General features: G+C 68.9%; 20 protein-coding genes and 1 pseudogene. 10 read left to right on the top strand and 11 right to left on the bottom strand.

The features are described 5' to 3' along the window. Nucleotides 1-11: 11 nt before the first annotated feature. Both BBA86_RS09155 and BBA86_RS14780 read left to right on the top strand, forming a co-directional pair. The gene (locus tag BBA86_RS09155; protein ID WP_065571282.1) at nt 12-485 is read left to right on the top strand and encodes a hypothetical protein; all 474 of its coding nucleotides are present in this window, start codon (nt 12-14) and stop codon (nt 483-485) included. A gap of 55 nt (nt 486-540) precedes the next feature. Beyond that, nucleotides 541-633 (top strand): annotated as a pseudogene (locus BBA86_RS14780) (carbohydrate ABC transporter permease); the annotation flags it as partial. Here BBA86_RS14780 and BBA86_RS09150 read toward each other — a convergent pair. From BBA86_RS09150 to BBA86_RS09120, 7 genes are all read right to left on the bottom strand, one after another. Beyond that, on the bottom strand, nt 629-1420 hold the full coding sequence (locus BBA86_RS09150; protein ID WP_065571281.1) for a DNA polymerase beta superfamily protein: 792 nt from the start codon (nt 1418-1420) through the stop codon (nt 629-631). The pseudogene BBA86_RS14780 and the gene BBA86_RS09150 overlap by 5 nt on opposite strands. 62 nt (nt 1421-1482) lie before the next feature. After that, on the bottom strand, nt 1483-3723 hold the full coding sequence (locus BBA86_RS09145) for a glycoside hydrolase family 3 N-terminal domain-containing protein (RefSeq protein ID WP_065571280.1): 2241 nt from the start codon (nt 3721-3723) through the stop codon (nt 1483-1485). Beyond that, nucleotides 3720-4733 (bottom strand): ABC transporter permease, encoded by a 1014-nt coding sequence (locus BBA86_RS09140; protein ID WP_065571279.1) that lies wholly within the window; start codon nt 4731-4733, stop codon nt 3720-3722. The genes BBA86_RS09145 and BBA86_RS09140 overlap by 4 nt, the downstream gene beginning before the upstream one ends. A gap of 2 nt (nt 4734-4735) precedes the next feature. Further along, a complete protein-coding gene (locus BBA86_RS09135; RefSeq protein ID WP_065571278.1) occupies nt 4736-5815 on the bottom strand; it encodes an ABC transporter permease in 1080 nt (359 codons plus the stop codon). After that, nucleotides 5812-6621, bottom strand: coding sequence for an ABC transporter ATP-binding protein (locus tag BBA86_RS09130; protein ID WP_065571277.1), 810 nt, complete (start codon nt 6619-6621; stop codon nt 5812-5814). Before BBA86_RS09130 ends, BBA86_RS09135 begins: the two co-directional genes overlap by 4 nt. Continuing rightward, nucleotides 6618-7442 (bottom strand): ABC transporter ATP-binding protein, encoded by an 825-nt coding sequence (locus BBA86_RS09125; protein ID WP_065571276.1) that lies wholly within the window; start codon nt 7440-7442, stop codon nt 6618-6620. Before BBA86_RS09125 ends, BBA86_RS09130 begins: the two co-directional genes overlap by 4 nt. An 87-nt stretch (nt 7443-7529) precedes the next feature. Further along, nucleotides 7530-9191: an ABC transporter substrate-binding protein gene (locus BBA86_RS09120; RefSeq protein ID WP_065571275.1), complete on the bottom strand. Its 1662-nt coding sequence runs from the start codon at nt 9189-9191 to the stop codon at nt 7530-7532. A 180-nt stretch (nt 9192-9371) separates the two neighbouring features. Here BBA86_RS09120 and BBA86_RS09115 point away from each other — a divergent pair, with 180 nt between their 5' ends. Both BBA86_RS09115 and BBA86_RS09110 read left to right on the top strand, forming a co-directional pair. After that, entirely contained in the window at nt 9372-10013 is a 642-nt protein-coding gene (locus BBA86_RS09115; RefSeq protein WP_065571274.1) for a TetR/AcrR family transcriptional regulator, read from the top strand. A 92-nt stretch (nt 10014-10105) separates the two neighbouring features. Continuing rightward, nucleotides 10106-10522, top strand: coding sequence for a YciI family protein (locus BBA86_RS09110; protein ID WP_065572243.1), 417 nt, complete (start codon nt 10106-10108; stop codon nt 10520-10522). Between the two features lie 54 nt (nt 10523-10576). Here BBA86_RS09110 and BBA86_RS09105 read toward each other — a convergent pair whose 3' ends face one another. Beyond that, nucleotides 10577-11899, bottom strand: coding sequence for an HNH endonuclease signature motif containing protein (locus tag BBA86_RS09105; RefSeq protein WP_065571273.1), 1323 nt, complete (start codon nt 11897-11899; stop codon nt 10577-10579). 106 nt (nt 11900-12005) lie between these two features. Continuing rightward, nucleotides 12006-12518, bottom strand: a complete 513-nt coding sequence (locus BBA86_RS09100) for an adenylyl-sulfate kinase (RefSeq protein WP_065571272.1) — start codon at nt 12516-12518, stop codon at nt 12006-12008. Between the two features lie 87 nt (nt 12519-12605). On the opposite strand from BBA86_RS09100, the gene BBA86_RS09095 reads away from it, so the two are divergent. Continuing rightward, nucleotides 12606-13802 carry an NAD(P)/FAD-dependent oxidoreductase gene (locus tag BBA86_RS09095; protein WP_223247060.1) on the top strand — a complete coding sequence of 399 codons (1197 nt, stop codon included), beginning with the start codon at nt 12606-12608 and terminating at the stop codon, nt 13800-13802. A 54-nt stretch (nt 13803-13856) separates the two neighbouring features. Next, the gene (locus BBA86_RS09090) at nt 13857-14789 is read left to right on the top strand and encodes an alpha/beta fold hydrolase (RefSeq protein ID WP_065571270.1); all 933 of its coding nucleotides are present in this window, start codon (nt 13857-13859) and stop codon (nt 14787-14789) included. On the opposite strand, the gene BBA86_RS09085 is transcribed toward BBA86_RS09090, so the two are convergent. Continuing rightward, nucleotides 14786-15640: a PhzF family phenazine biosynthesis protein gene (locus BBA86_RS09085; RefSeq protein ID WP_065571269.1), complete on the bottom strand. Its 855-nt coding sequence runs from the start codon at nt 15638-15640 to the stop codon at nt 14786-14788. The two genes, BBA86_RS09090 and BBA86_RS09085, sit on opposite strands and share 4 nt — an antisense overlap. A 27-nt stretch (nt 15641-15667) precedes the next feature. Then, nucleotides 15668-16654, bottom strand: a complete 987-nt coding sequence (locus tag BBA86_RS09080; RefSeq protein ID WP_065571268.1) for an endonuclease/exonuclease/phosphatase family protein — start codon at nt 16652-16654, stop codon at nt 15668-15670. Between the two features lie 143 nt (nt 16655-16797). Between BBA86_RS09080 and BBA86_RS09075 the strand changes: the two genes are divergently transcribed. From BBA86_RS09075 to BBA86_RS09060, 4 genes are all read left to right on the top strand, one after another. Then, a complete protein-coding gene (locus BBA86_RS09075; protein ID WP_223247059.1) occupies nt 16798-17625 on the top strand; it encodes a MerR family transcriptional regulator in 828 nt (275 codons plus the stop codon). A gap of 145 nt (nt 17626-17770) precedes the next feature. Next, a complete protein-coding gene (locus BBA86_RS09070; RefSeq protein ID WP_065571267.1) occupies nt 17771-19330 on the top strand; it encodes a molybdopterin-dependent oxidoreductase in 1560 nt (519 codons plus the stop codon). Between the two features lie 23 nt (nt 19331-19353). Further along, the gene (locus BBA86_RS09065) at nt 19354-19842 is read left to right on the top strand and encodes a molybdenum cofactor biosynthesis protein B (RefSeq protein ID WP_065571266.1); all 489 of its coding nucleotides are present in this window, start codon (nt 19354-19356) and stop codon (nt 19840-19842) included. Beyond that, entirely contained in the window at nt 19839-20267 is a 429-nt protein-coding gene (locus BBA86_RS09060) for a molybdenum cofactor biosynthesis protein MoaE (protein ID WP_065571265.1), read from the top strand. The genes BBA86_RS09065 and BBA86_RS09060 overlap by 4 nt, the downstream gene beginning before the upstream one ends. Nucleotides 20268-20279 lie beyond the last annotated feature (12 nt).

Genomic DNA, 20279 nt, shown 5'->3' with positions numbered 1-20279 from the left:
ACGATCGCGGCATGGTCTCTCGCGCGCTCACCCTGCCCGCCGCAATGCTGCTCCTGGCGGCGGGCGTGGCGCTGAGCGCGTGCTCGCCGATGTCGTTACTCCAGATGCAGCTCTCGGACGTGACCGGCCGGACCGAACCCGACGCGTCCGCTGAGCTCGAGGAGGAGATCGATACAGCCGACGAGTACGACTGGGTCATCGTCTCCTTCGAGGTGCCCGAAGGCGAGTTCGACGTCGACCTCATGAACGCGCTCTTCGAGACCGAGCTCGCCGCCGACGAGGCGCTGCTCGACGCCGGTGTCGGTCAGACGGACGGCAGTGGCGCGGGCCTCGGCGGTTACGACGTGTTCTTCTACGGCGACGACGCCGGCGAGATGTGGCGCGTGCTGGAGCCGGTGTTCGCGGAGGCACCGGTCCCGTGGACGCGCGTCGAACTGTCGGACGGGTCCGACGACGCCTCACCCGAGGTGCTCACTCAGGGCTAGCCGGAGAGCGGCGCTCCTCGGCGGCATCCTCACGCGGTGCCGGGATCTCGAGCAGGCGGGTTCCGTGCTCGTGGTCACGCCGATCCTGCTGTTGTTCCTCTTCCTGCAGCGCTACTTCGTGCAGGGCATCACGATGACCGGCCTCAAGGAGAACCGAGCAGCGAGACGAAGTACTCGTCGGCCATCGCTCGCACGTCGTCGGTCTCCCGGACCGGGGCGACGCTCTCGTACTGTTCGGCCCGGTCGAGTTGCGCGGTGACGAAGCGCTCGAGGACCGCCGGCGGAGTCCCGGTGCCGAGCTCACGGGTCTGCGCCTTGAGCGCGATGAGGTCGTGCACCGCGATCCGCACGTCGTCGTCGAGGTCCCCCTCTTCGATCAGGGTCGGGAGGTCCATCGGGGGGACCGCCTGCGCCGGATGGACCTCGAGCCATCTGAGGGCGGCAGCGGGACGGAGGACGTAGAAGAACCGCTTGAGCGAGCGTGTACCCGCTTGCTGCTGACGGGCGACGTGCAGATAATGGCGACCGATGGACCCGCGCTCGACGATCCGGTCGGCGAGATCGAGCAGGCCGTCGCGGAACGCCGGATCGCCTGCGTAGACGATGGGGGAGCGGAGCCATTCGACGGCCGTCGCGTTCCCCTTCGCGATCAGTCGCACCGACTTGGCGAGATCCCAGCCGTTGACATCGAAGACGGCGTCGAGCGGGGTTTCGATCACGTCGCGCTCCGGGAAGAGGGACAGGTAGCGCTCACGTGGCCGCACGAAGATGAATCGGCAGTCGTAGTCGCTGTCGGGTGAGGGGAACCCCCACGCGCGGCTGCCGCTTTCGATCGCCCAGGGGATGCGGACGTCGTGGTCGCGCGACACCGCAGCGAGTCGACGGTCGATCTCGGCGACGACGTCCGGATCGAGGTCGGCGGGGATGGCACGCATGCCTTGACGATAGCGAGGGGCGGGTGACACCACGACACCCGCCCCTCGCTGATTCCGTCGTGTCAGCGGATCTCGAACGAGACCGCCCGCAGCACCTCGTCGCGGGACGACGGCCCGATGAGGAGTTCGAACTCCCCGGGTTCCACGATGCGGCGGCCCGCCGCATCCACGATCGTGCATGAGGACGCCGCCAGCTCGATCTCGACCGTGGCGGTGCCGCCCGCCGCGACGTCGACGTGACGATACGCCTTGAGCTCCTTGTCGGCCCAGCTGACCGACGTCACCGTGTCGCGCACGTAGATTTGGACGACCTCGTGCGCGGCGCGTTCGCCGGTGTTCCGGAGCGTGATCCGCGCGCGGATCGTGTCACCGGCCGAGACGACGGGCGTCAGGACCTCTGCGTCGCCGTACTCGGCGGTCGTGTACGACAGGCCGTCGCCGAAGGCGAATGCGGGCTCCTGCGTGAGATCGGCGTATCGGTCGCCGTGCTGGCCGCGGATCTGGTTGTAATACGTCGGCTGCTGACCGGCATGCCGCGCGAACGAGATCGGCAGGCGCCCTGACGGCTCGATCTCGCCGAGCAGCAGCTCCGCGATCGCACGTCCGCCCTGCATGCCGGGGTTGGCGACCCAGACGACGGATGCCTCGCGGACCGACTCCGGCAGGATCAACGGCTTCGACGCCATCATGATGACGACGAGCGGTGTGCCCGTCGCGGCCAGAGCGTCGAGCAGAGCCCGCTGCCCGCCGATGAGGTCGAGCGTCGCGGTCGAGCGACCTTCGCCGACGAGCTCGATGCGGTCGCCGACGACGGCCACGACGACGTCCGAGCGCTCGGCGAGGGCGACGGCCTCGGCGATCTGCTCGGCGTCCGGTTCGCTCGGTGCGACGATCGGCGGTCGCGGCTGCCCGTCGGGGAAGACGCCGGCGGGGTCGTCGGTCAGGCGGAGGATCTCCGCTCCCCGCGCGTACTCGACCGCCGCGCTCGAGCGTTCGCGCAGCCCGTCGAGGATTGTCGTGATCTGCGCGCGCGGGTGGCCCTGCGGCATCCAATCGACCTGTCCGGACGAGCCCGCCCAGTCGCCGAGCTGCGTCTGCGCGTCGTCGGCGAGCGGACCGACGACGGCGATCCGCTGCGTCGCGGGCGCCACCGGGAGCGTGCCGTCGTTGCGGAGGAGGACGAGGGAGCGCCGCGCGACCTCGAGGTTGAGGTCCGAGTGCTCGCTCTGGGCGATGACGCTCGCGATGCGCTCCCGGTCGGGCAGACGCGGGTTCTCGAAGAGGCCGAAGCGGAACTTCAGCGACAGGATTCGCGAGACGGCCTGATCGATGTCGGCCTCTGCCAGCATCCCGCGCTCGACGGCCTCGAGGGCGCCGGCGTAGAAGCCGGGCGTCGTCATGACCATGTCGTTGCCGGCCTTCACGGCCGCCGCGGCGGCGCTGGCATAGTCGGGCTGCACCTTCTGCTCCCACACCATGCGGCCGACGTTGTCCCAGTCGGTGATGAGTGTGCCCGTGTAGCCCCATTCGCCACGAAGGACGTCGCTGAGCAGCCAGTCGTTCACCGTGATCGGCACGCCGTCGGTGGTCTGGTAGCCGAGCATGAAGGTGCGGCATCCCTCCCGGGCAACGCGTTCGAACGGCGGCAGGAACCACGAGCGGAGTTTCCGGCGCGAGATGTCCGCCTCGCTCGCATCGCGACCGCCCTGCGTCTCGGAATACCCCGCGAAGTGCTTCGCGGTCGCGAGGATCGCGTCGGGATCGTCGAGGCCGTCGCCCTGATACCCGCGCACCATCGCCGAGGCGAGCTCCCCGATGAGGAACGGATCTTCGCCGAATGTCTCGCCCACGCGACCCCAGCGGAGATCGCGCGCGATGCAGAGGACGGGGGAGAAGGTCCAGTGGATGCCGGTGGCCGCCACCTCGGCGGCCGTCGCCTTCGCGACGCGCTGAACGAGGTCCGCATCCCAGGACGCGGCCATGCCGAGCTGCGTCGGGAAGATCGTCGCGCCTTCCCAGAACGAGTGTCCGTGGATGCAGTCCTCCGCCACGAGCAGCGGGATCCCCAGCCGCGTCTGCGCGGTGAGATCCGCGGCGCGGAGCACCTTCTCGGGGGAGGTGTGGAGGATCGACCCGGCGTGACGCTCGAGCACGATGTGCTCGAGCTCCTCGCGGGCGTCGAACTGCATCATCTGCCCGACCTTCTCGGGCAGCGTCATACGCGCCAGCAGGTCGGCGACCCGCTCGTCCACCGACAGGGTGGCATCCAGGTACGCGGCCTCGGCGGTGTCGACCCTCGTCATTCCCGTGCCTCCCGGCGCGTTGCGGGGACCTCGACGCTGCGGACGACGGTGACGGCGTCGTTGACGTTCAGACCCTTCTTCTTCATCGCGCGGGCCCGCTCGCCGGCGGAGCGCAGGCGGGGGTTCACGTACTCGTCGATGCCGAAGTTGATGAGCGACAGGGCCACGCCGATGGCGGCGATGCACAGCCCCGGGGGCAGGTACCACCACCACTGGTTCTGGCGGAACGCGCCCTGCGCGCTCGCCCAGTTGAGGATCGTGCCCCAGTTGTAGGTGTTCACCGGGATGACGCCGATGTAGGAAAGGGTCGTGAGGCCGAGGATCGCGGCGGTCACCGTGCCGACGAAGCTCGCGGCGATGAGCGCCATGAGGTTCGGCAGCATCTCGACGGTGATGATGCGGCGAAGCGGCTCGCCGTTGGCGCGTGCAGCCTGGATGAAGTCGCGGTTGCGGAGCGACATCGTCTGGGCGCGCAGGACGCGCGCACCCCAGGCCCAGCCCGTGATGCCGAGGACAGCGGCGATGAGCACGAGCGGCGGCTCCTCGAACATCGAGGCGACGATGATGATGAGCGGCAGACCCGGGATGACGAGGAACACGTTCGTCAGCGCCGAGAGGCCTTCGCTCTTCCAGCCGCGGACGTAGCCCGAGACGACCCCGACGACGATAGCGATGACCGTGGCCAGGATCGCGGCGAGGAAACCGACGACGATGACGCCGCGGGTGCCGAAGATGACCTGGCTGAGCACGTCCTCGCCGATGTGGGTGGTGCCGAGCCAGTGCTCGGCGGACGGCGGCTGGAACCGTGCGGTGTTGTCGACCTGGGTGGGTGAGAACGGTGCGAGGACGTCGGCGAAGATCGCGATGAGGACGAAGAAGCCGAGGATGGCGAGCCCCGTGATCGACTTGGCGTTCCGGAACATCGCGAACGCCGATCCGAGGCGCGCCCAGAACGTGTTGGGCGTCGGGTCCTCGGTGCGGGCCATGCGGATGGTGGCGGTGGTGGTCATGGTCAGGCCTCCGTCTGGCGGGTGCGCGGGTCGAGGAACGCGTAGGCGATGTCGGCGAGGATGTTCGCCACCAGCACCGACAGCGTGATGACCAGGAAGACGCCCTGCATGAGTGCGTAATCCTTGCCGTTGGTGGCATCCAGCAGCAGCTTTCCGACTCCCGGGTAGCTGAAGACCATCTCCATGACGATCGTGCCGCCGACGATGAAGCCGATCGACAGGGCGAAGCTCTGGATCTGGGGGAGCACCGCGTTGCGCGCGGCGTAGCGCCACAGCACGCGGGAGTTCGGCATGCCCTTGGCTTGCGCGACCGTGATGTAGTCCTCGTCGAGGACCGTGAGCATCATGTTGCGCATGCCGAGCATCCAGCCGCCGAGGGAGGCGATGATGATCGTCACCGCGGGGAGCGTGCCGTGGTGGATCACCTGCCCGATGAACTCGGGGGTGAATTCGGGCGAGTAGCCGACGCCGTACGCCTTCCCGATCGGGAACCACTTGAGGTTCACCGAGAAGAGGGCGATCGCGAGGAGGCCGAGCCAGAAGTACGGGATGGTGCTGAGGAAGGTCGTGATCGGGATCATGACCTCGGAGCGGCTGCCGCGACGCCAGCCGATGACGGCCCCGCCGATCGTGCCGATGAGGAACGAGATGATCGTGGCGAACCCGACGAGCCCGACCGTCCAGGGCAGAGCGCCGCTGATGACTTCGCCGACGGGGCGGAGCCCGTGCAGGAGCGAGACGCCGAGGTCGCCGCGGAGCATGAGGCCCCAGTAGTCGATGTACTGCTGCCAGATCGACTTGTCGGTGTCGATGCCGAGGAGCGCGCGGAGGGCGTCGGCCGCCTCGGGCGTGACGTTGCGGTTGCGGGCGAGGTACTGGTCGACCGCGTCGCCCTTCATGAGGCGGGGCAGGAAGAAGTTGATCGTGATGGCCGCCCACAGCGTGAAGAGGTAGAACAGGGCGCGGCTGCCGAGGAAGCGCCACGGGATGCGGGAGCGTCCCTTGACGGCGGTGGTGGCGGTCGTGCCGACCTCGAGCGCGTCGGGCGTCTCGACGGGCAGCTGGGGTTCGACGGCGGTCATCGGGCACCTCCGGAGAGTCCGGGAGCTGAGGCGAAGTGGCTCTCGGGGTCGGGCGACGCAGCGCGGAGCTCCTGCGTGTACGGGTTCTGGGGACGCAGGATCACGTCGTCGGCGGTGCCGCTCTCGACGACCTTGCCCTGGTTGAGCACCAGGATCTCGTCGCTGAAGTGGCGCGCGGTCGCGAGGTCGTGGGTGATGTAGAGCACCCCGAGGCCCTCTTCGCGCTGCAGGTCGGCGAGGAGGTTCAGCACGCCCATGCGGATCGACACGTCGAGCATCGACACCGGCTCGTCGGCGACGAGCAGCCGAGGGCGGGATGCCAGGGCCCGAGCGATCGCGACGCGTTGCCGTTGCCCGCCCGAGAGCTCGTGGGGACGGCGGTCGATGACCGAGTCGGGGTCGAGCCGGACGCGGTCGAGGAGACGCCGCACTTCGTCTTCGACCTCCTTCTTCGGCACGACGTTGTCCAGCCGCAGGGGGCGTTCGACGTGGTGGCGGATCGAGTGGTACGGGTTCAGCGAGGCGAACGGGTCCTGGAACACCATGCGGAGCTGCTGCCGGTAGTCGCGCAGGCCCTTGCCGCGGCGCGGGATGGGTGTGCCGTCGAGACGGATCTCGCCGCTCGTAGGCGTCTCCAGCTGGGTGAGGATCTTGGCGATCGTGGACTTGCCGCTGCCGGACTGGCCGACGAGGCCGATCGTCTGGCCGGACGAGAGGGTGAACGAGACGTCGTCGAGGGCCTTCATCTGGCCGGCACCGCGGACGTGGTACACCTTCGTGACGCTGTCGAATTCGAGTGTGGTCATCGGACGACGACCCCCCTTTCACCGGTGAGTCGCGGGAACGAGGACAGCAGCGTGCGCGTGTACTCGTGTTGCGGGGCGGTCCAGATGCGCTCGGCGGTGTCGATCTCGACGATCTCGCCCTTGCGCATGATGGCGATGCGGTCGCTGATCTCCAGCAGCAGCGGCAGGTCGTGCGTGATGAAGATGACGGAGAATCCGAACTCGTGACGCAGCTGCGAGATCTGCTTGAGGATCTCGCGCTGCACGAGGACGTCGAGCGCGGTGGTGGGCTCGTCCATGATCATGAGCTGGGGGCGGAGGGCGAGCGCCATGGCGATCATGACGCGCTGGCGCATGCCGCCGGAGAGTTCATGGGGGTACGAGCGGCTACGGGCGGCGCCGACCTTGACGATCTCGAGCAGCTCGTTCACGGCGTCGCGACGCGCGGCCCGGTTCATGTCGGGCCGGTGCACCTCGAAGACGTCGGCGAGCTGCGACCCAATCGTGGCGACGGGGTTGAGGGCGTTCATGGCCCCTTGGAAGACCATGGAGATCTTGTCCCAGCGGAACCGGCGCATCTCCTCCTGGCCGAGCGAGTTGACGTCGATGTCCTCGCCGGAGATGTCGCGGAAGGTGACGGATCCGCTGGAGATGACAGCGGGGGCCTTGAGCAGGCGTTGGACGCCGTAGGCGAGGGTGGTCTTGCCGCACCCGCTTTCGCCGGCGAGCCCCAGGATCTCGCCGCGGCGCAGTTCGAGGCTGACGTGGGTGACGGCTTCGACCGGGGGGTCGACGTCGTAGACGACCGAGAAGTCGTCGATGGACAGTAACGAATCGCGCATCGGTGCGTGCTCGCTTTCGTGGAGGGGAGCAGGGGTGGTGGGGCGGATGCCGCGGGCCATGCGGCATCCGCCCCATCGTCGGTCGGGTTACTCCTTGGGCTTCAGCTTCGTGAGAATCTGAACGACGCCGGCCTGCGTCGGGTCACCCGCGGCGTACTGGTCGTCCTCCGAGGGCCAGCCGACGTAGTTACGGGTGTTGAACTCGCCGAGGAGCGGGTGCGCGCCCAGCGGGATGGCGGGCACGTTCTCGACGAACGCCTTCTGCAGCACTGCACCGGCCTCGGCGCGCTCATCATCGGATGCCGCGTTTGCGTAGGTGTTCAGCGCCTCGGTGACGGTCGGGTCGTCGAACCGACCGAAGTTGAAGGACGCCTTGCCGTCGACGATCCACTTGGGGTCCATGGTCGACGTGTACAGGCCGTACGCGTTCCCAGTGTCCTCGAGCCAGTGGATGATCGCGTCGAAGTTGCCCTCCTGTTTGCCGGCGTCCCAGCCGCCGAAGTCGGGCTGGTCGACGTTCACCTTGATGCCGAGCGCCTTCTCGAGCTCCTCGGACATGAGGGCCTGCTCGGTGTTCCAGTCGCTCCAGCCGGCGGGGACCGAGACCGAGAACTCGACGGCTTCGCCGTCGGGGTCGGTCAGCTTCCCGCTGTTCCAGGTGTACCCGGCCTCGGTGAGGACCTCTTTGGCCTTGTCGACGTCGACGGAGTAGTTGTCGTCCTTGTACTCGTCGATGATCTCGTCCTCGAGCACGGAGCTGAGGCCGGTCTTGTTCCAGATCGGCTCGCTCGCGCCTTCACGGGCGATGTCGACGTAGGCCTCGCGGTCGATGGTCCAGGCGAGCGCCTCGCGGAGCGCGGGGTTGTTGAAGGGCTTCTTCTGCAGGTTCATGAAGAGCGTGCCGGCGCCCGGCGTGGGCGAAACCAGGAACACGTTGTCCGGGTCGGCCGAAAGGTAGCTCTCCTCGACCTGCGGGATGAAGGCCTGAGCCCAGTCCGCGTCGCCCGAGACGAGCGCCGTGGTGAGGGCGGCGTTGTCGCCGTAGGAGACGTAGTTTAGCTGAGGAACGGCGAGGTCGCCGCCCCAGTAGTCGGGGTTCGCCTTGAGTGAGACCGACTCGGTCGACCAGTTCGACATGACGTAGGGGCCGGTGCCGACGAGCTTGCCCTCGTCGGTGAGGGGGTCGGTGTTCGGGTCCTCGATGTCCTTCCAGATGTGCTCCGGGACGATCGGGGTGTGCAGGACGCGACCCTGCGCCGTGAACTTCGAGTTGGCGAACGTCAGCACGACCGTGTCACCGTCGGCCTTGACGTCCGTGACGCCGAGCGCGCCGGTGTCGGTCAGCTTTCCGCTGAGGTACTGGTTGAAGGTGAAGACGACGTCGTCGGCGGTGAAGTCCTCACCGTCGCTCCACTTCACGCCGCTGCGAGGCGTGACGGTGAGCTGCGTGTAGTCGTCGTTCCATTCGACCTTCTCGGCGAGCCACGGGGTGGTGCCGAGGTCGCCGGTCGGGTTGACGAGCGCGAGGGGCTCGAAGATGACCTTGGCATAGCCGTAGCGCTGGCCGGCCGAGTCGGTGAGGTACGGGTTGTGCGATTCGGTGGTGATCGCGCCGTCGGGCTTCGCGATCGTCAGAGCGGCTCCAGAACCGTTGCCACTGGAGTTGTCGTTGCCCCCACCGGCGGCGCAGCCGGTGAGGATGAGTGCCGCGGTGAGACCGGCGGCGGCGAGGGAGGTCTTCAGCCTCATTGCTTCTCCTTCATGTGTGGTCCCGGCGCCGCGAAAAGACCTCCGAAGGAGTGCCACTCGGCGCTGAGTGTGATTGCATGGGAAAACTTACAATCAAGTAAGTAAGTTCACAACCCTCCAGTGATGCGGGCGACGCGATCTGCGTAAGATCTGATCCGCATCTGGGGAAGAAGGCAGATCATGGTCGATAGCCGACACCGGACGAAGTCGCGTCCAGCGACCCTCGTCCGTCGTCGAGAGATCCTCGACGCGGCGCAGGAGATCTTCGGCTCCAAGGGCTTCGCGAACGGCACCCTGCAGGACATCGCCGAGCAGGTCGGGATGACGCACGCCGGCATCCTCCATCACTTCGGGTCGAAGGATCAGCTGCTGCTCGACGTGCTCGAGCATCGGGATCAGACGGACGTCGTCGATCTCGACGGCGGTCGCATCCCGGGGGGAATGGAGCTGTTCCGCCACCTCGTGCACACGGCGATCATGAACATGCAGCGAGCCGGGATCGTGCAGGCATACGCCGTGCTGTCAGCGGAGTCGGTCACCGACGACCATCCGGGGCGGCCGTACTTCGTGCACCGGTACACCGTGCTGCGGAAGGACCTGCGCGAGGCGTTCGAGCGGGTGTGTCAGGAGCGCGGGATCAGCGACCCCGGCTCGATCGAGCACGGCTCGGCGGCGATCCTCGCCGTGATGGACGGCCTGCAGGTGCAGTGGCTGCTCGACCCGACGGCGGTCGATCTCGGACGGGCGTCCGAGTTCGCGATCGAGGCGATCGTGGCTGCGGTCATCGAGCCGCGCCCGTCAGTGCTGGCGGAGCCCGCCTGAGATTCTTTCGGTCTCGATGTCGATTCCGGTCGCGCCTGTTCGACGCGATAGTGAGAGGGACGAGAAACGTCCCCGGAACTCAGGAGATGACCATGAAGCACATGCTGATCATGCGGAGCACCCAGGCTGCGGCCGAGACGTTCGCCGAGACCGATGTCGAGGCGGCGATCAACGCGATGGGCGCGTACAACGAGTCGATGATGACCGCCGGTGTCCTCGTCGGTGGTGACGGCCTCGCGCCCGAGCCGGGTTTCGTCGTCGACTTCGACGGTGAGACGCCGGTCGTCAGCGACGGCCCGTACGGCGAGATCCACGAGCTCTTCAACGGGTTCTGGATCGTGCAGACGGCGACCGTCGAAGAGGCGCTGGAGTGGGCGAAGCGTGCACCGTTGACGCCGGGCAGCAAGCTCGAGGTGCGGCGGGTGACCGACGAGAGCGACTTCGCGGACTTGGCCGACAACGAGTACATCGAGAAGGAGAAGGGCTGGCGCGCAGAGCAGGGCGCGTGAGCGTGCGACCTGGTCGCCGGTCCGCGCATGCGATCCGGGGCGCGGCGGAGCGGTTCAGAAGGGTGCGGGGTCGCCGGGGTGTGTGGCGGCAGGTGTGAAGGCGACGGCCGGGGTGGGTGCGTCTTCGCGATAGATCCTGCCGAGGGGTGAGGTCCATTCGAGGACACCACCCTTCAGTTGTCGCACTTTCCAGGCGGTGAACTGCTTCATCGAATGATGCCGTTGGCATAGGTGGGCGAGGTTGGACAGTTCTGTCCGCCCGCCGAGCGCATGATCGTGCGTGTGGTCGACCTCACACCGGATGGCGGCGACCCGGCATCCGGGGAACCGGCAATGCTGGTCCCGGGCCTGCAGAAATCGTCGCATCCCGGAGGGCACGCGGTACGAATCCGTCGACACGGTCACCCCGGTGGTGGGGTCGTGGAACAGGCGCTCCCAGACCCCGGTGTCGCCGGCGAGGATCCGGGCGGTGGCGGGATCGATGGGGGAGCGGCCGGACAGGTCGCACGGTCCGTCGTCGGCACCCGACAACGTCGCCGCGGGAACCAGCACCTGAACCCGCGCACGGATCGCGCCGAGCGGCCCGGCGGTGGTGTCGCGCGTGTCATCCAACGCCGGGGTTCCCGCTAGGAGCAGGTCGGCGAACACATCAGCCCGCACTTGATCGGTCGAGCGCGCATCGGTCGCGACGGCGTCGGCGTTCTCGCCCGTGCTGCGTTCGTCCCGGGTGTCGATGATCGCCCGAGCCTGCTGGGTGAGCCGGTCCTGGATTCCCTCGGCGATCACTGTCGGGAGGGTCGCGATGAGATCGCTCATCCCATCCCGCCCGGGCATCAACCGCACGCACCGCCCCGCCGCAGCTTCCTCGTGTCGTTCCGCGAAGGCCCGCGGGTGCATCCGATGTGCGAGGATCTCGAGCTCACCTCGAACCCGATTCGGCGTCTCACCGTCGCACCGCTCGATCGCGACCTTCTCGAACTCCGCCCACAACTCAGCCGGCAGGTTCACCCCAGCGTCGACGATCGCCCTCACGTGCGCCTGCACGATCCGCCCCGCCTCCCACGCAGCGACCGCCGCGGGGAATCCTTCGATCGTCAGCCGCGCTTCGCCGATCCGACGCTGCACCGTCCGATCGGTCGTCCGCATCACCCCGGCGACCTCGGCCGAAATCGACCGGAGCACCATGTCGTGCAGGGTGACTTTCGCGTTCGGGGGCGCGCCCTGCTCCTCCGCCAACCGGCCCGCGGCAGCGAGCACGCGCAACTCCCGGATCTGCGCCCGAGCGAGCTCAAGGGCCACGTCCTCGACATCCGCAATGATCCCCGTGATGGCGGTGAGATACGCCTCGCCACCGGGGGTTTCCATCGCTTCCGTCATACCTGCACTATCGCACCAGCCTCCGACATCCAGACCCCGAAAACCACCGAGATCACACGTCGCGAACAGGCCTGCAGATGAGAAACCTCTCACCCGTCGGAGGTTCCTAGATCCACCCCGCTCGCTCCAGCACCTCACGCGCGATCTCGGCCACCGCTCGCCCGTCCGTCGCGACCCGTACGGCATCCGGAGCCCCCTCGTCCAAGCGCCGAGCAGCCGCGGCGCTCCGCGTCACGTGCGCCGCGAGCGCCGTCCCGATCTCCCGCTTCGCGAGCCGCGCCGCGGCTGCGGCATCCGTCGCCGTCAGCAGCACCGCGGTCGACCGGACCTCACCGCCCAGGGCGGCCGAGAGTTCCGCGATCTGCAGCACGCTGACTGTGTTCGTGTAGATGAGTCGCGAGTACCCGATCTCGCGATAGTTGGCCCACATCGCGGCGAGATTCCGCTCCGCGAGCGGGATGCCGCTGCGCCAGGGCTGCGGATGCGCCTGATCCAGGTTGTCGCCCTCGATCACGGCGTGCCGGATGTCAGCGAGTCCGAGCAGGCGAGACGCCTCGGCGGCGACGGAAGACTTCCCCACCCCGGAGCGCCCGCCGATGAAGATCACGTCGGTGTGCATCTGCTCATCCTCCCGACCTAACTCCCCTCGCCGCATCCCGCAACCCCGCGCAGCGCCCACCCGCAGGCGCATACCGTGGCCGAAACGATGCGAACGGAGCGTGTGATGCGGACGTACGACTATCTGATCGTGGGTGGCGGAATGGTGGCGGATGCGGCGGCCCGCGGCATCCGAGAACTGGATCCCGACGGCACGATCGGCATCCTCAGCGCGGACGTCGACCCGCCGTACACGCGTCCGGCGCTGTCGAAGAAGCTGTGGACCGACCCGGACTTCACGTGGGATCAGGTGCCGCTGGGCACCGAGGAGACGGGCGCGGAGATCCGCCTCGAGACCTTCGTGACCGGGGTCGATCGCGAGGCGAAGACCGTGTCGATCGGCGAGGGCAACGACCTCGCCTACCGGCGTTTGCTGCTCGCGACCGGCTCGAAGCCCCGCGAGATCCCGGCTCCCGAGGACGACCGCATCCTGTTCTTCCGCTCCGCAGACGACTACCGGCGCCTCCGCGACCTCGCGGCGAACGGCGGGCGCGCGGTCGTCGTCGGCGGCGGCTACATCGGTGCCGAGATCGCGGCAGCGCTCGTGCAGAACGGTGTCGAGACCGAGCTCGTTTTCCCGTCCGAGGTCCTCGGCGATGGCACGTTCCCGCCCGAGCTGGCGAAGCGATACGAGCAGCTGTTCCGCGACGGCGGTGTCGAGCTCGTGCCGGGCGCGCGCGTCGACGAGGTGCGCACCGCCGGCAACCGTCTGCACGTCGTGCTGGAAGGCGGCGAGGAGCGCCCCTCTGACATCGTGGTGCTGGGTCTCGGCGTCGACCCCGTGACCGATCTCGCCGAGCAGGCGGGTCTTCAGGTCGACGAGGGTGTCGTCGTCGACGAGCACCTCGTCACGAGCGACGACTCGATCTGGGCAGCCGGCGACATCGCCTCGTACCCCGACCCGATCCTCGGACGCACGCGCGTCGAGCACGTCGACAACGCGAACGAGATGGGCGCCGCCGTCGGCCGGTCGATGGCGGGGGAGCGGCTGCCGTACACCCACACGCCGTACTTCTACTCAGCCGTCTTCGGTGTGCGATGGGAGGCCGTCGGCGCGCTGGATCCCGACAAGGACCCCCTTGTCGTCGACCTCGACGAGGACCGCACCGTCGTCTACTATCGCGACGAATCCGGCGCGCCGGTCGGCGTGCTGCTCTGGAACGTCGAGGACGCCCGCGACCTCGCGCGCGCCGTCCTCGTCGACGGCGAGACGGATGCCGACGCCCTCCGCACGCGCATCGGGTGATTCGACCGGCGTCGACTGACCGATCCGAAGCCGCGTCGGCACCGAACACCCTCCGTGACGATCACCTGGCAACCCGAATCCGCGCACGCTCGGACGCGACTGGAGACGGATGCCGCTGCCCTGGGCCTGCGCCGCATCGAGATTCCCACGGCCGTCGGGACGGTCATCGCCCGCGTCGGCGTCGCCGCGAGCCCGGTGGCCACCGTCCTGCTGCACGGCGCGGCGGGATCGTGGACGACCTGGACCCCGCTGTTGCGGGCGGCCGCCCGGCGCCACGACCCGGTGCGCAACATCGTGGCCCTCGACCTGCCCGGCTGGGGCGAGAGCCCGTTCCCGTCCGATGGGGTCGACATCGGGCGGTTCAGCGAGGCGATCCGCGAGGTCGTCACGCAGCTGGGGTACGAGAGATGGGATGTGATCGGGCACTCACTCGGCGGCGCGCTCGCCCTCGACCTGGCCGCGCGTTTCCCCGATCGGACCGAGTCGGTGTTCCTCGTCTCGCCGTCCGGACCCGCCGTGTTCGACGCGGTGCGCCGGCCGCTGCGCGGTGGCTTGCGCCTGCCCGGTTTCGCGGGAATGCTGCTGGCGATGCGCATCCTCCGCGCCCTCGGCGACGCGTCCGCTCCGCTGCTGCGCGCGCTCGACCGCGGCGGTCTCCTGCGGCCCCTGAGCGCACCCCTCTTCGCGTCCCCTCGGCGGATCGACCCGTCGGTCGTGCACACGCTCGCCGATGAGATCCGGCCACGGGCTTTCCTCGCCGCCTCGCGGGCGGCTGCCGCCTACGACGAGTCGTCGTGGCGCGGCATCCGCTGTCCGGTGCGGTCGGTCCGCGGCGCTCGCGACGTATTCGTGGGCCCAGATGACGCAGCCGGGCTCTCGACGCTGATCAGGGATGTCGAGGAGACGGTGCTGCCGGGTGCAGGGCACTTCGCCGCAGTTGAGCAGCCGGATGACGTCCTGCGGTTGCTGCGCCGCGCGTCCGTCTAGACGTCCATACGGACCGCGTCGCCGGTGACGACGATGCCGCCCGATGCCGGGATGTCGACGGTGAGCTCGCCGGGCCGGCCGACGTGCGCGCCCTGCTCGATCACGATCCGCGCGGGAGGTGCGACGGTGTCGAGCGATCGCAGGTACGCGCCGAACGAGGCCGCCGCCGAGCCCGTCGCCGGGTCCTCCGTGATGCGCCCCACGGGGAAGAGATTGCGAGCGACGAAGCGGTCCGGTGCCAGACGGTGGGCGATCGTGATCGTCGCGGGCCATGCCCGGTCGTCCATGAGGGCGCGGATGCGCTCCGCGTCGAACGTGAAGCCGTCGAACGCCGCACGGTCGGCGACGACGATGACCGGATGCGGGTTGCCGGCGTGCGCGATCCGAGGCGGCAGTTCCGCATCGAGGACCGACGGGTCGAGTCCAATCTCGTCGAGAACGGCGGTGAGGTCGTCCGCGGAGAGCGGTGACACCGACGGCTCGACGCTCGTGAACGAGGCGTGCGTACCCGCGGCATCCGTGCTCACCCGTATCTCGACGACGCCCACGGCTGTCGCGAACCGGATGGCACCGGTGTCGACACGGCCGACATCGGCGAGGGCGACGGCGGTGGCGACCGTTGCGTGTCCGCAGAACGGCACCTCGGCGATAGGGGAGAAGTAGCGGATCGTCAGGGCGCCGTCGACGTCGGTGCCGGTCACGAAAGCCGTCTCGGAGAAGTCGACGTCCGCGGCGATCCGCTGCATCGACGCATCGTCGAGGGCGGACGCGTCGAGCACGACACCGGCGGGGTTGCCGCCGTCCGGGTGCGTGGTGAAGGCGGCGTAGCGGAGGATCTCGGGGTTGGGCACCGTTCGAGGCTAAGCCCGTCCGGGCGGTCAGCGGCGGACGAGGTCCGCGACGATGGGGCGGTGATCGGTCGCGATGTCGGCGATGTCGAGGGTCGCGACCCTGGCGGCATCCCATTCCGATGTCGCGAGGACGTTGTCGATCGCAGCGCCGAACAGGGGCGGCACCATCGACGGCCAGGTCGGCGCGAACGTGCCGACCGTGCGACACGTGCCGAGCCGGCCGCCGGGCATGTTGGCGGGCACGGCGTTGAGGTCGCCGGCGACGATCGTGTCGGGGGATTCGCAGTGCGCGGCGATCCAGTCGAGTCCGAAGTCCCGTGGGGCTGCGTCGCCGCGGAAGCTGAGCGCCACGAGGTGAGCTGCGACGATGCGGGGTGCGGCGCCGTCGACCTCGGGCGCGAGGACGAAGCCCGACGTCATGCCCGATTCGTCGGCGTCCACGACGCGGTAGCGCGGCAGGTCCTCGGCGACGAGGACGGTCACGGCGATGCCGCGCACGCCGTAGCTGACATACCCCGGCGGCACGTCGCCGGCCTGCAGGTTTCCCTGGTAGAGCTCGCTGAGGACGACGACGTCGGGTTGCAGGGTCGCGATGAGAAAACCGCGGGATGCCGCATCCTCCGCGCCCTGCAGGACGTTCCACCCGAGCACTCGCAGCTGACCGTCCTGGCGAGCCGGGACGGCGTCGCGCGTGAGGGTGGCGGGCATCGACACCGCCACCACGAGGAGCGCGACGAGAAGGCCGAGGCTCACGCCCCCGGTGCCGAGCACCGCGACCTTCCGGCGTCGGCGGAGGAGAAGTGCGAGAAGAGTCAGGACGAGAGAACCGACGAGCATCCCGGCGAAGACGAACCCGGGAAAGGCGAGCGCGCCGCTGAACAGCCACCAGCGCGCGAGGAAGCCGAGCTCGCGGCCGGCGATGTAGACGATCGCGACGGCCGCGATCAGCCCCGCGCCGACGAGCAGAAGTCGTGTCAGCCAGTCTCTTCGGGCACGTCGTTCGTCCGTGTGCATGTCCTACGCCCCCCGCGCGGTACCTCTCGGCGAGTTCGCCGAAGATCCACGCTACCCGAGCGCGCCTGCGGGGCCTTGTGCCATGCTCCGAGTGTCGAACGGGCGCTTGACCTCGCCCTTGGGGCAGGGCTGAAGGTGAACCTGTGACTGCAGAAGACGACGAGTGGATGACCGCCGGCCGGTTCGGCGCGTCGACGTTGCTGTCGGCGAAGGCGCTCCGGATCTACGCCGAGCGGGGGCTCCTGGCTCCCCGCCGGGTGGATGCGGACACCGGGTATCGCTACTACTCGGCGGACCAGGTTCAGACGGGGTGGCTGATCGCACTCTTGCGCTCGGCCGACCTGTCGCTGGATCGGATCGCGGCGATCGTCGGCCTGTCCGAGGAGGATCCGGATGCCGCTGTCGCCATGCTCGACGAGGCGAAAGCGGCGATGGATAGTCGGACGCAGGCTCACCATGTCGTGCTCGCTCGGGCGCGGCTTCATCTCACGAAGGAGACTCAGATGTCCGCTGTCGACACCGCCATCGAGGGCGATCGCCCCGTCCTGAGCGTGATGCGCCGGATGGCGCCGCACGAGATGGACTGGATCATTCACGACGAGGTCCACCACCTGCGCCAGGTCGCCGCGGGGGCGGGCCTGCAGGTGACGGGGGATGCCTTCGGGGTCTTCCACGCGCCCGTCACCGACGACTCGAACGGCCCACTCGAGATCGTCCTGCCCGTCGATGGGCTCATCGACGGCGCCGACGACGTGCGCAGCTACCGGATGACCGGCGGCCAGGTTGCGCTCCGTCACGCCGAAGGTCGCGAGACCGACTTCCCCGAGATCCTCGCCCTCTACGACGAGGTGCACGCCTGGATCACGGATGCGGGTCGCACCCCCATCGGCCCGCCGCGGGAGATCTGGCACAACTCACCGCGCGACGACGAGCCGCTGCGGCTGACGGTGGCGTGGCCGTTCGCGGGGTGAAGGTCATCCGTCCCGCATCCGCAAGAGGGAGTTTCAGGCCGCCATCTGCGTCAGAGTGAGACGCGCAAGCCCGTCACGCATGTCATCGCCGCAGCCCGGTGCATCCGAATCGGTGTTCGCTACGAACAAACCCTGAAGGGATGACATGAGCACTCACATCACAGGCAAGCGGTTCTTCTTCTGGGCGGCCGTCTCGGGTCTGGTCGGGGGCGCCGTCTTCCTCGCGATCGCCGAGCTGGCCGCGCTGATCTTCGCGAGCACGGCGAGTCCGATCCTCGCCGTCGGCGCGTTCGTGATCGACATCGTCCCGCGTCCGCTGAAGGAGTTCGCGATCTCGACGTTCGGCGAATACGACAAGATCGCGCTCCTCGCGGGGCTCGGCCTCGCGGTCGTGATCGCCTCGGCGATCGCCGGCATTCTCGAGTACGTCCGGCCCCCGCTCGGAGCGATCGCGCTGGTGCTGGCAGGAGTCCTGTCGGGCGCGGCCATCATCACCCGCGCCGAAGCGACTGCGCTCGCCTTCCTTCCGCCGCTGCTCGGCACGATCGGCGGCGCGGCCATCCTGTTCCTCCTGGGCCGCAGGCTGCGGGCCTGGCGAGACGCGCGCACGTCGACGGCCGACACCCGTGACGACGGCCTGGATCGTCGGCGTTTCCTGCTGATGACCGGCATCGCGGGGGCATCCGCCGTCATCGTCGGCATCGCCGCCCGCACGGTGAGCGCAGCCACCGCATCCGCCGACGCCATCCGTCGTGCCCTCAAGCTGCCCGCCCCGAAGTCGAAGGTGACGATCCCGTCGGGCGCGGAGCTCGACGTCGAGGGCATCAGCCCGCTCATCACCCCGAACGCCGACTTCTACCGCGTCGACACGGCGCTGACCGTTCCCAACGTCGACCCTTCGACCTGGCGCCTCGTCATCGACGGCATGGTCGAGAAGCGCGTGGAGCTCAGCTTCCAGGACCTGCTCGACATGGGCCTCGACGAGTACGCGATCACGCTCACCTGCGTCTCGAACGAGGTCGGCGGCAACCTCGTCGGCAACGCGATCTGGCAGGGCGTGCCGCTCCGAGAGGTCCTCAAGATGGCGGGCCCGAAGGCGGGCGCCGACATGATCCTCTCGACCAGCGTCGACGGCTACACCGCGAGCACCCCGCTCTCGGCCGGAACGGACGAGAATCTCGATGCGATCCTCGCCGTCGCGATGAACGGCGAGCCGCTCCCGCCAGAGCACGGCTTCCCCGTCCGTATGGTCATCCCCGGTCTCTACGGCTACGTCTCCGCGACGAAGTGGGTCACGGAGCTCAAAATCACGACGTTCGCCGAGGACGAGGCGTACTGGACCCCGCGCGGCTACAGCGCCGAAGCGCCGATCAAGTTCTCGTCGCGCGTCGACACCCCGAAGAGCGGCAGCCCTGTGAAAGCCGGCAAGGTTCCGATCGCAGGCGTCGCCTGGGCGCAGACCGTCGGCATCGAACGCGTCGAGGTCAGCATCGACAACGGCGAGTGGATGCCGGCCAAGCTGTCCACCCCCATCAACGAGGACACCTGGGTGCAGTGGGTCCTCGAATGGGATGCCGAGCCCGGCACGCACTACGTGGCGGTCCGCGCGATCAACAAGAACGGCGACATGCAGATCGAGGAGCGCGCCGCGATCGCCCCGAACGGCTCGTCGGGTTGGCAGCGTTCGCTCGTCACCGTGTCGTGACCCACACGGCCTAGGGTGAGCACGTGACGTCCCTTCGCGCTGTCGTGATCACGGTGTCCGACCGCTCCGCCTCGGGCGAGCGCGAGGACCGCGGCGGCCCGCTCGCCGTGCAGCTGCTCGAAGCCGCGGGCATTGAGGTCGCCGGGCTCGAGGTCGTCCCCGACGGTGCCGATTCCGTCGAGGCTGCCTTGCGCCGCGCCGTCGCCACCGGCGCCCGACTCGTCGTCACGACCGGGGGCACCGGCGTCGGTCCCCGCGACCAGACGCCCGAGGGCACCGGACGCGTCGTGACCCGGTCGCTCCCGGGCATCGCCGAGGAGCTCCGTCGTGTCGGCCTGGGAGACACCCCGCTGTCGGTGATCTCCCGCGGCATCGCGGGTGTCGTCGACCCCGAGGGAGCCCTGATCGTCAATCTGCCGGGGTCGCCGCGCGCGGTGAGCTCCGGCATCCCTGTGATCGTGTCGGTCGCCACGCACGTGGTCGACCAGGTGAGAGGCGGAGACCACTCGTGAACATCGTTCGGATCGCCCGGCTCGAGGAGACCGCCCTCGACGTCGATGCGCACCTGCGTGCCGTCGAGGACCCGAAGTACGGTGCCGTGACGACGTTCGTCGGCCGGGTGCGCGACAACGATCCGGATGCCGCGACCACCGTCATCGGGCTCGAGTACAGCGCTCACCCCGACGCCGAGTCGACCCTGCACCGTATCGCCGCCGAGGCGGCGGGCGCCTCGGGCGCCGTCGTCGCGGTCAGCCACCGCGTCGGAAACCTCGCCGTCGGTGACGCCGCGGTCGTCATCGCCGTCGCGTCCGAGCACCGGGCCGAGGCATTCGAGGTCTGCCGCGCCGTCATCGAGACGATCAAGACCGATCTGCCCGTCTGGAAGCGTCAGCTCGAGGTCGACGGTACGACGGCGTGGAAGGGCATCGGCGGCTGAGGCTCGGCCGCT

The sequence above is a fragment of the Microbacterium oleivorans genome (assembly GCF_001691565.1).
In the GTDB taxonomy this organism is placed as follows: Bacteria; Actinomycetota; Actinomycetes; order Actinomycetales; family Microbacteriaceae; genus Microbacterium; species Microbacterium oleivorans_B.
The sequence above is the reverse complement of the archived record's forward strand: the minus strand, read 5'-3'. Positions and strand labels throughout refer to the sequence as shown.

Excerpts from the sequence above, each read along its gene's own strand:
- BBA86_RS09155 (WP_065571282.1), top strand. The coding sequence starts at position 12 with ATGGTCTCTCGCGCGCTCACCCTGCCCGCCGCAATGCTGCTCCTGGCG.
- BBA86_RS09150 (WP_065571281.1), bottom strand. The coding sequence starts at position 1,420 with ATGCGTGCCATCCCCGCCGACCTCGATCCGGACGTCGTCGCCGAGATC.
- BBA86_RS09145 (WP_065571280.1), bottom strand. The coding sequence starts at position 3,723 with ATGACGAGGGTCGACACCGCCGAGGCCGCGTACCTGGATGCCACCCTG.
- BBA86_RS09140 (WP_065571279.1), bottom strand. The coding sequence starts at position 4,733 with ATGACCACCACCGCCACCATCCGCATGGCCCGCACCGAGGACCCGACG.
- BBA86_RS09135 (WP_065571278.1), bottom strand. The coding sequence starts at position 5,815 with ATGACCGCCGTCGAACCCCAGCTGCCCGTCGAGACGCCCGACGCGCTC.
- BBA86_RS09130 (WP_065571277.1), bottom strand. The coding sequence starts at position 6,621 with ATGACCACACTCGAATTCGACAGCGTCACGAAGGTGTACCACGTCCGC.
- BBA86_RS09125 (WP_065571276.1), bottom strand. The coding sequence starts at position 7,442 with ATGCGCGATTCGTTACTGTCCATCGACGACTTCTCGGTCGTCTACGAC.
- BBA86_RS09120 (WP_065571275.1), bottom strand. The coding sequence starts at position 9,191 with ATGAGGCTGAAGACCTCCCTCGCCGCCGCCGGTCTCACCGCGGCACTC.
- BBA86_RS09115 (WP_065571274.1), top strand. The coding sequence starts at position 9,372 with ATGGTCGATAGCCGACACCGGACGAAGTCGCGTCCAGCGACCCTCGTC.
- BBA86_RS09110 (WP_065572243.1), top strand. The coding sequence starts at position 10,106 with ATGAAGCACATGCTGATCATGCGGAGCACCCAGGCTGCGGCCGAGACG.
- BBA86_RS09105 (WP_065571273.1), bottom strand. The coding sequence starts at position 11,899 with ATGACGGAAGCGATGGAAACCCCCGGTGGCGAGGCGTATCTCACCGCC.
- BBA86_RS09100 (WP_065571272.1), bottom strand. The coding sequence starts at position 12,518 with ATGCACACCGACGTGATCTTCATCGGCGGGCGCTCCGGGGTGGGGAAG.
- BBA86_RS09095 (WP_223247060.1), top strand. The coding sequence starts at position 12,606 with ATGCGAACGGAGCGTGTGATGCGGACGTACGACTATCTGATCGTGGGT.
- BBA86_RS09080 (WP_065571268.1), bottom strand. The coding sequence starts at position 16,654 with ATGCACACGGACGAACGACGTGCCCGAAGAGACTGGCTGACACGACTT.
- BBA86_RS09070 (WP_065571267.1), top strand. The coding sequence starts at position 17,771 with ATGAGCACTCACATCACAGGCAAGCGGTTCTTCTTCTGGGCGGCCGTC.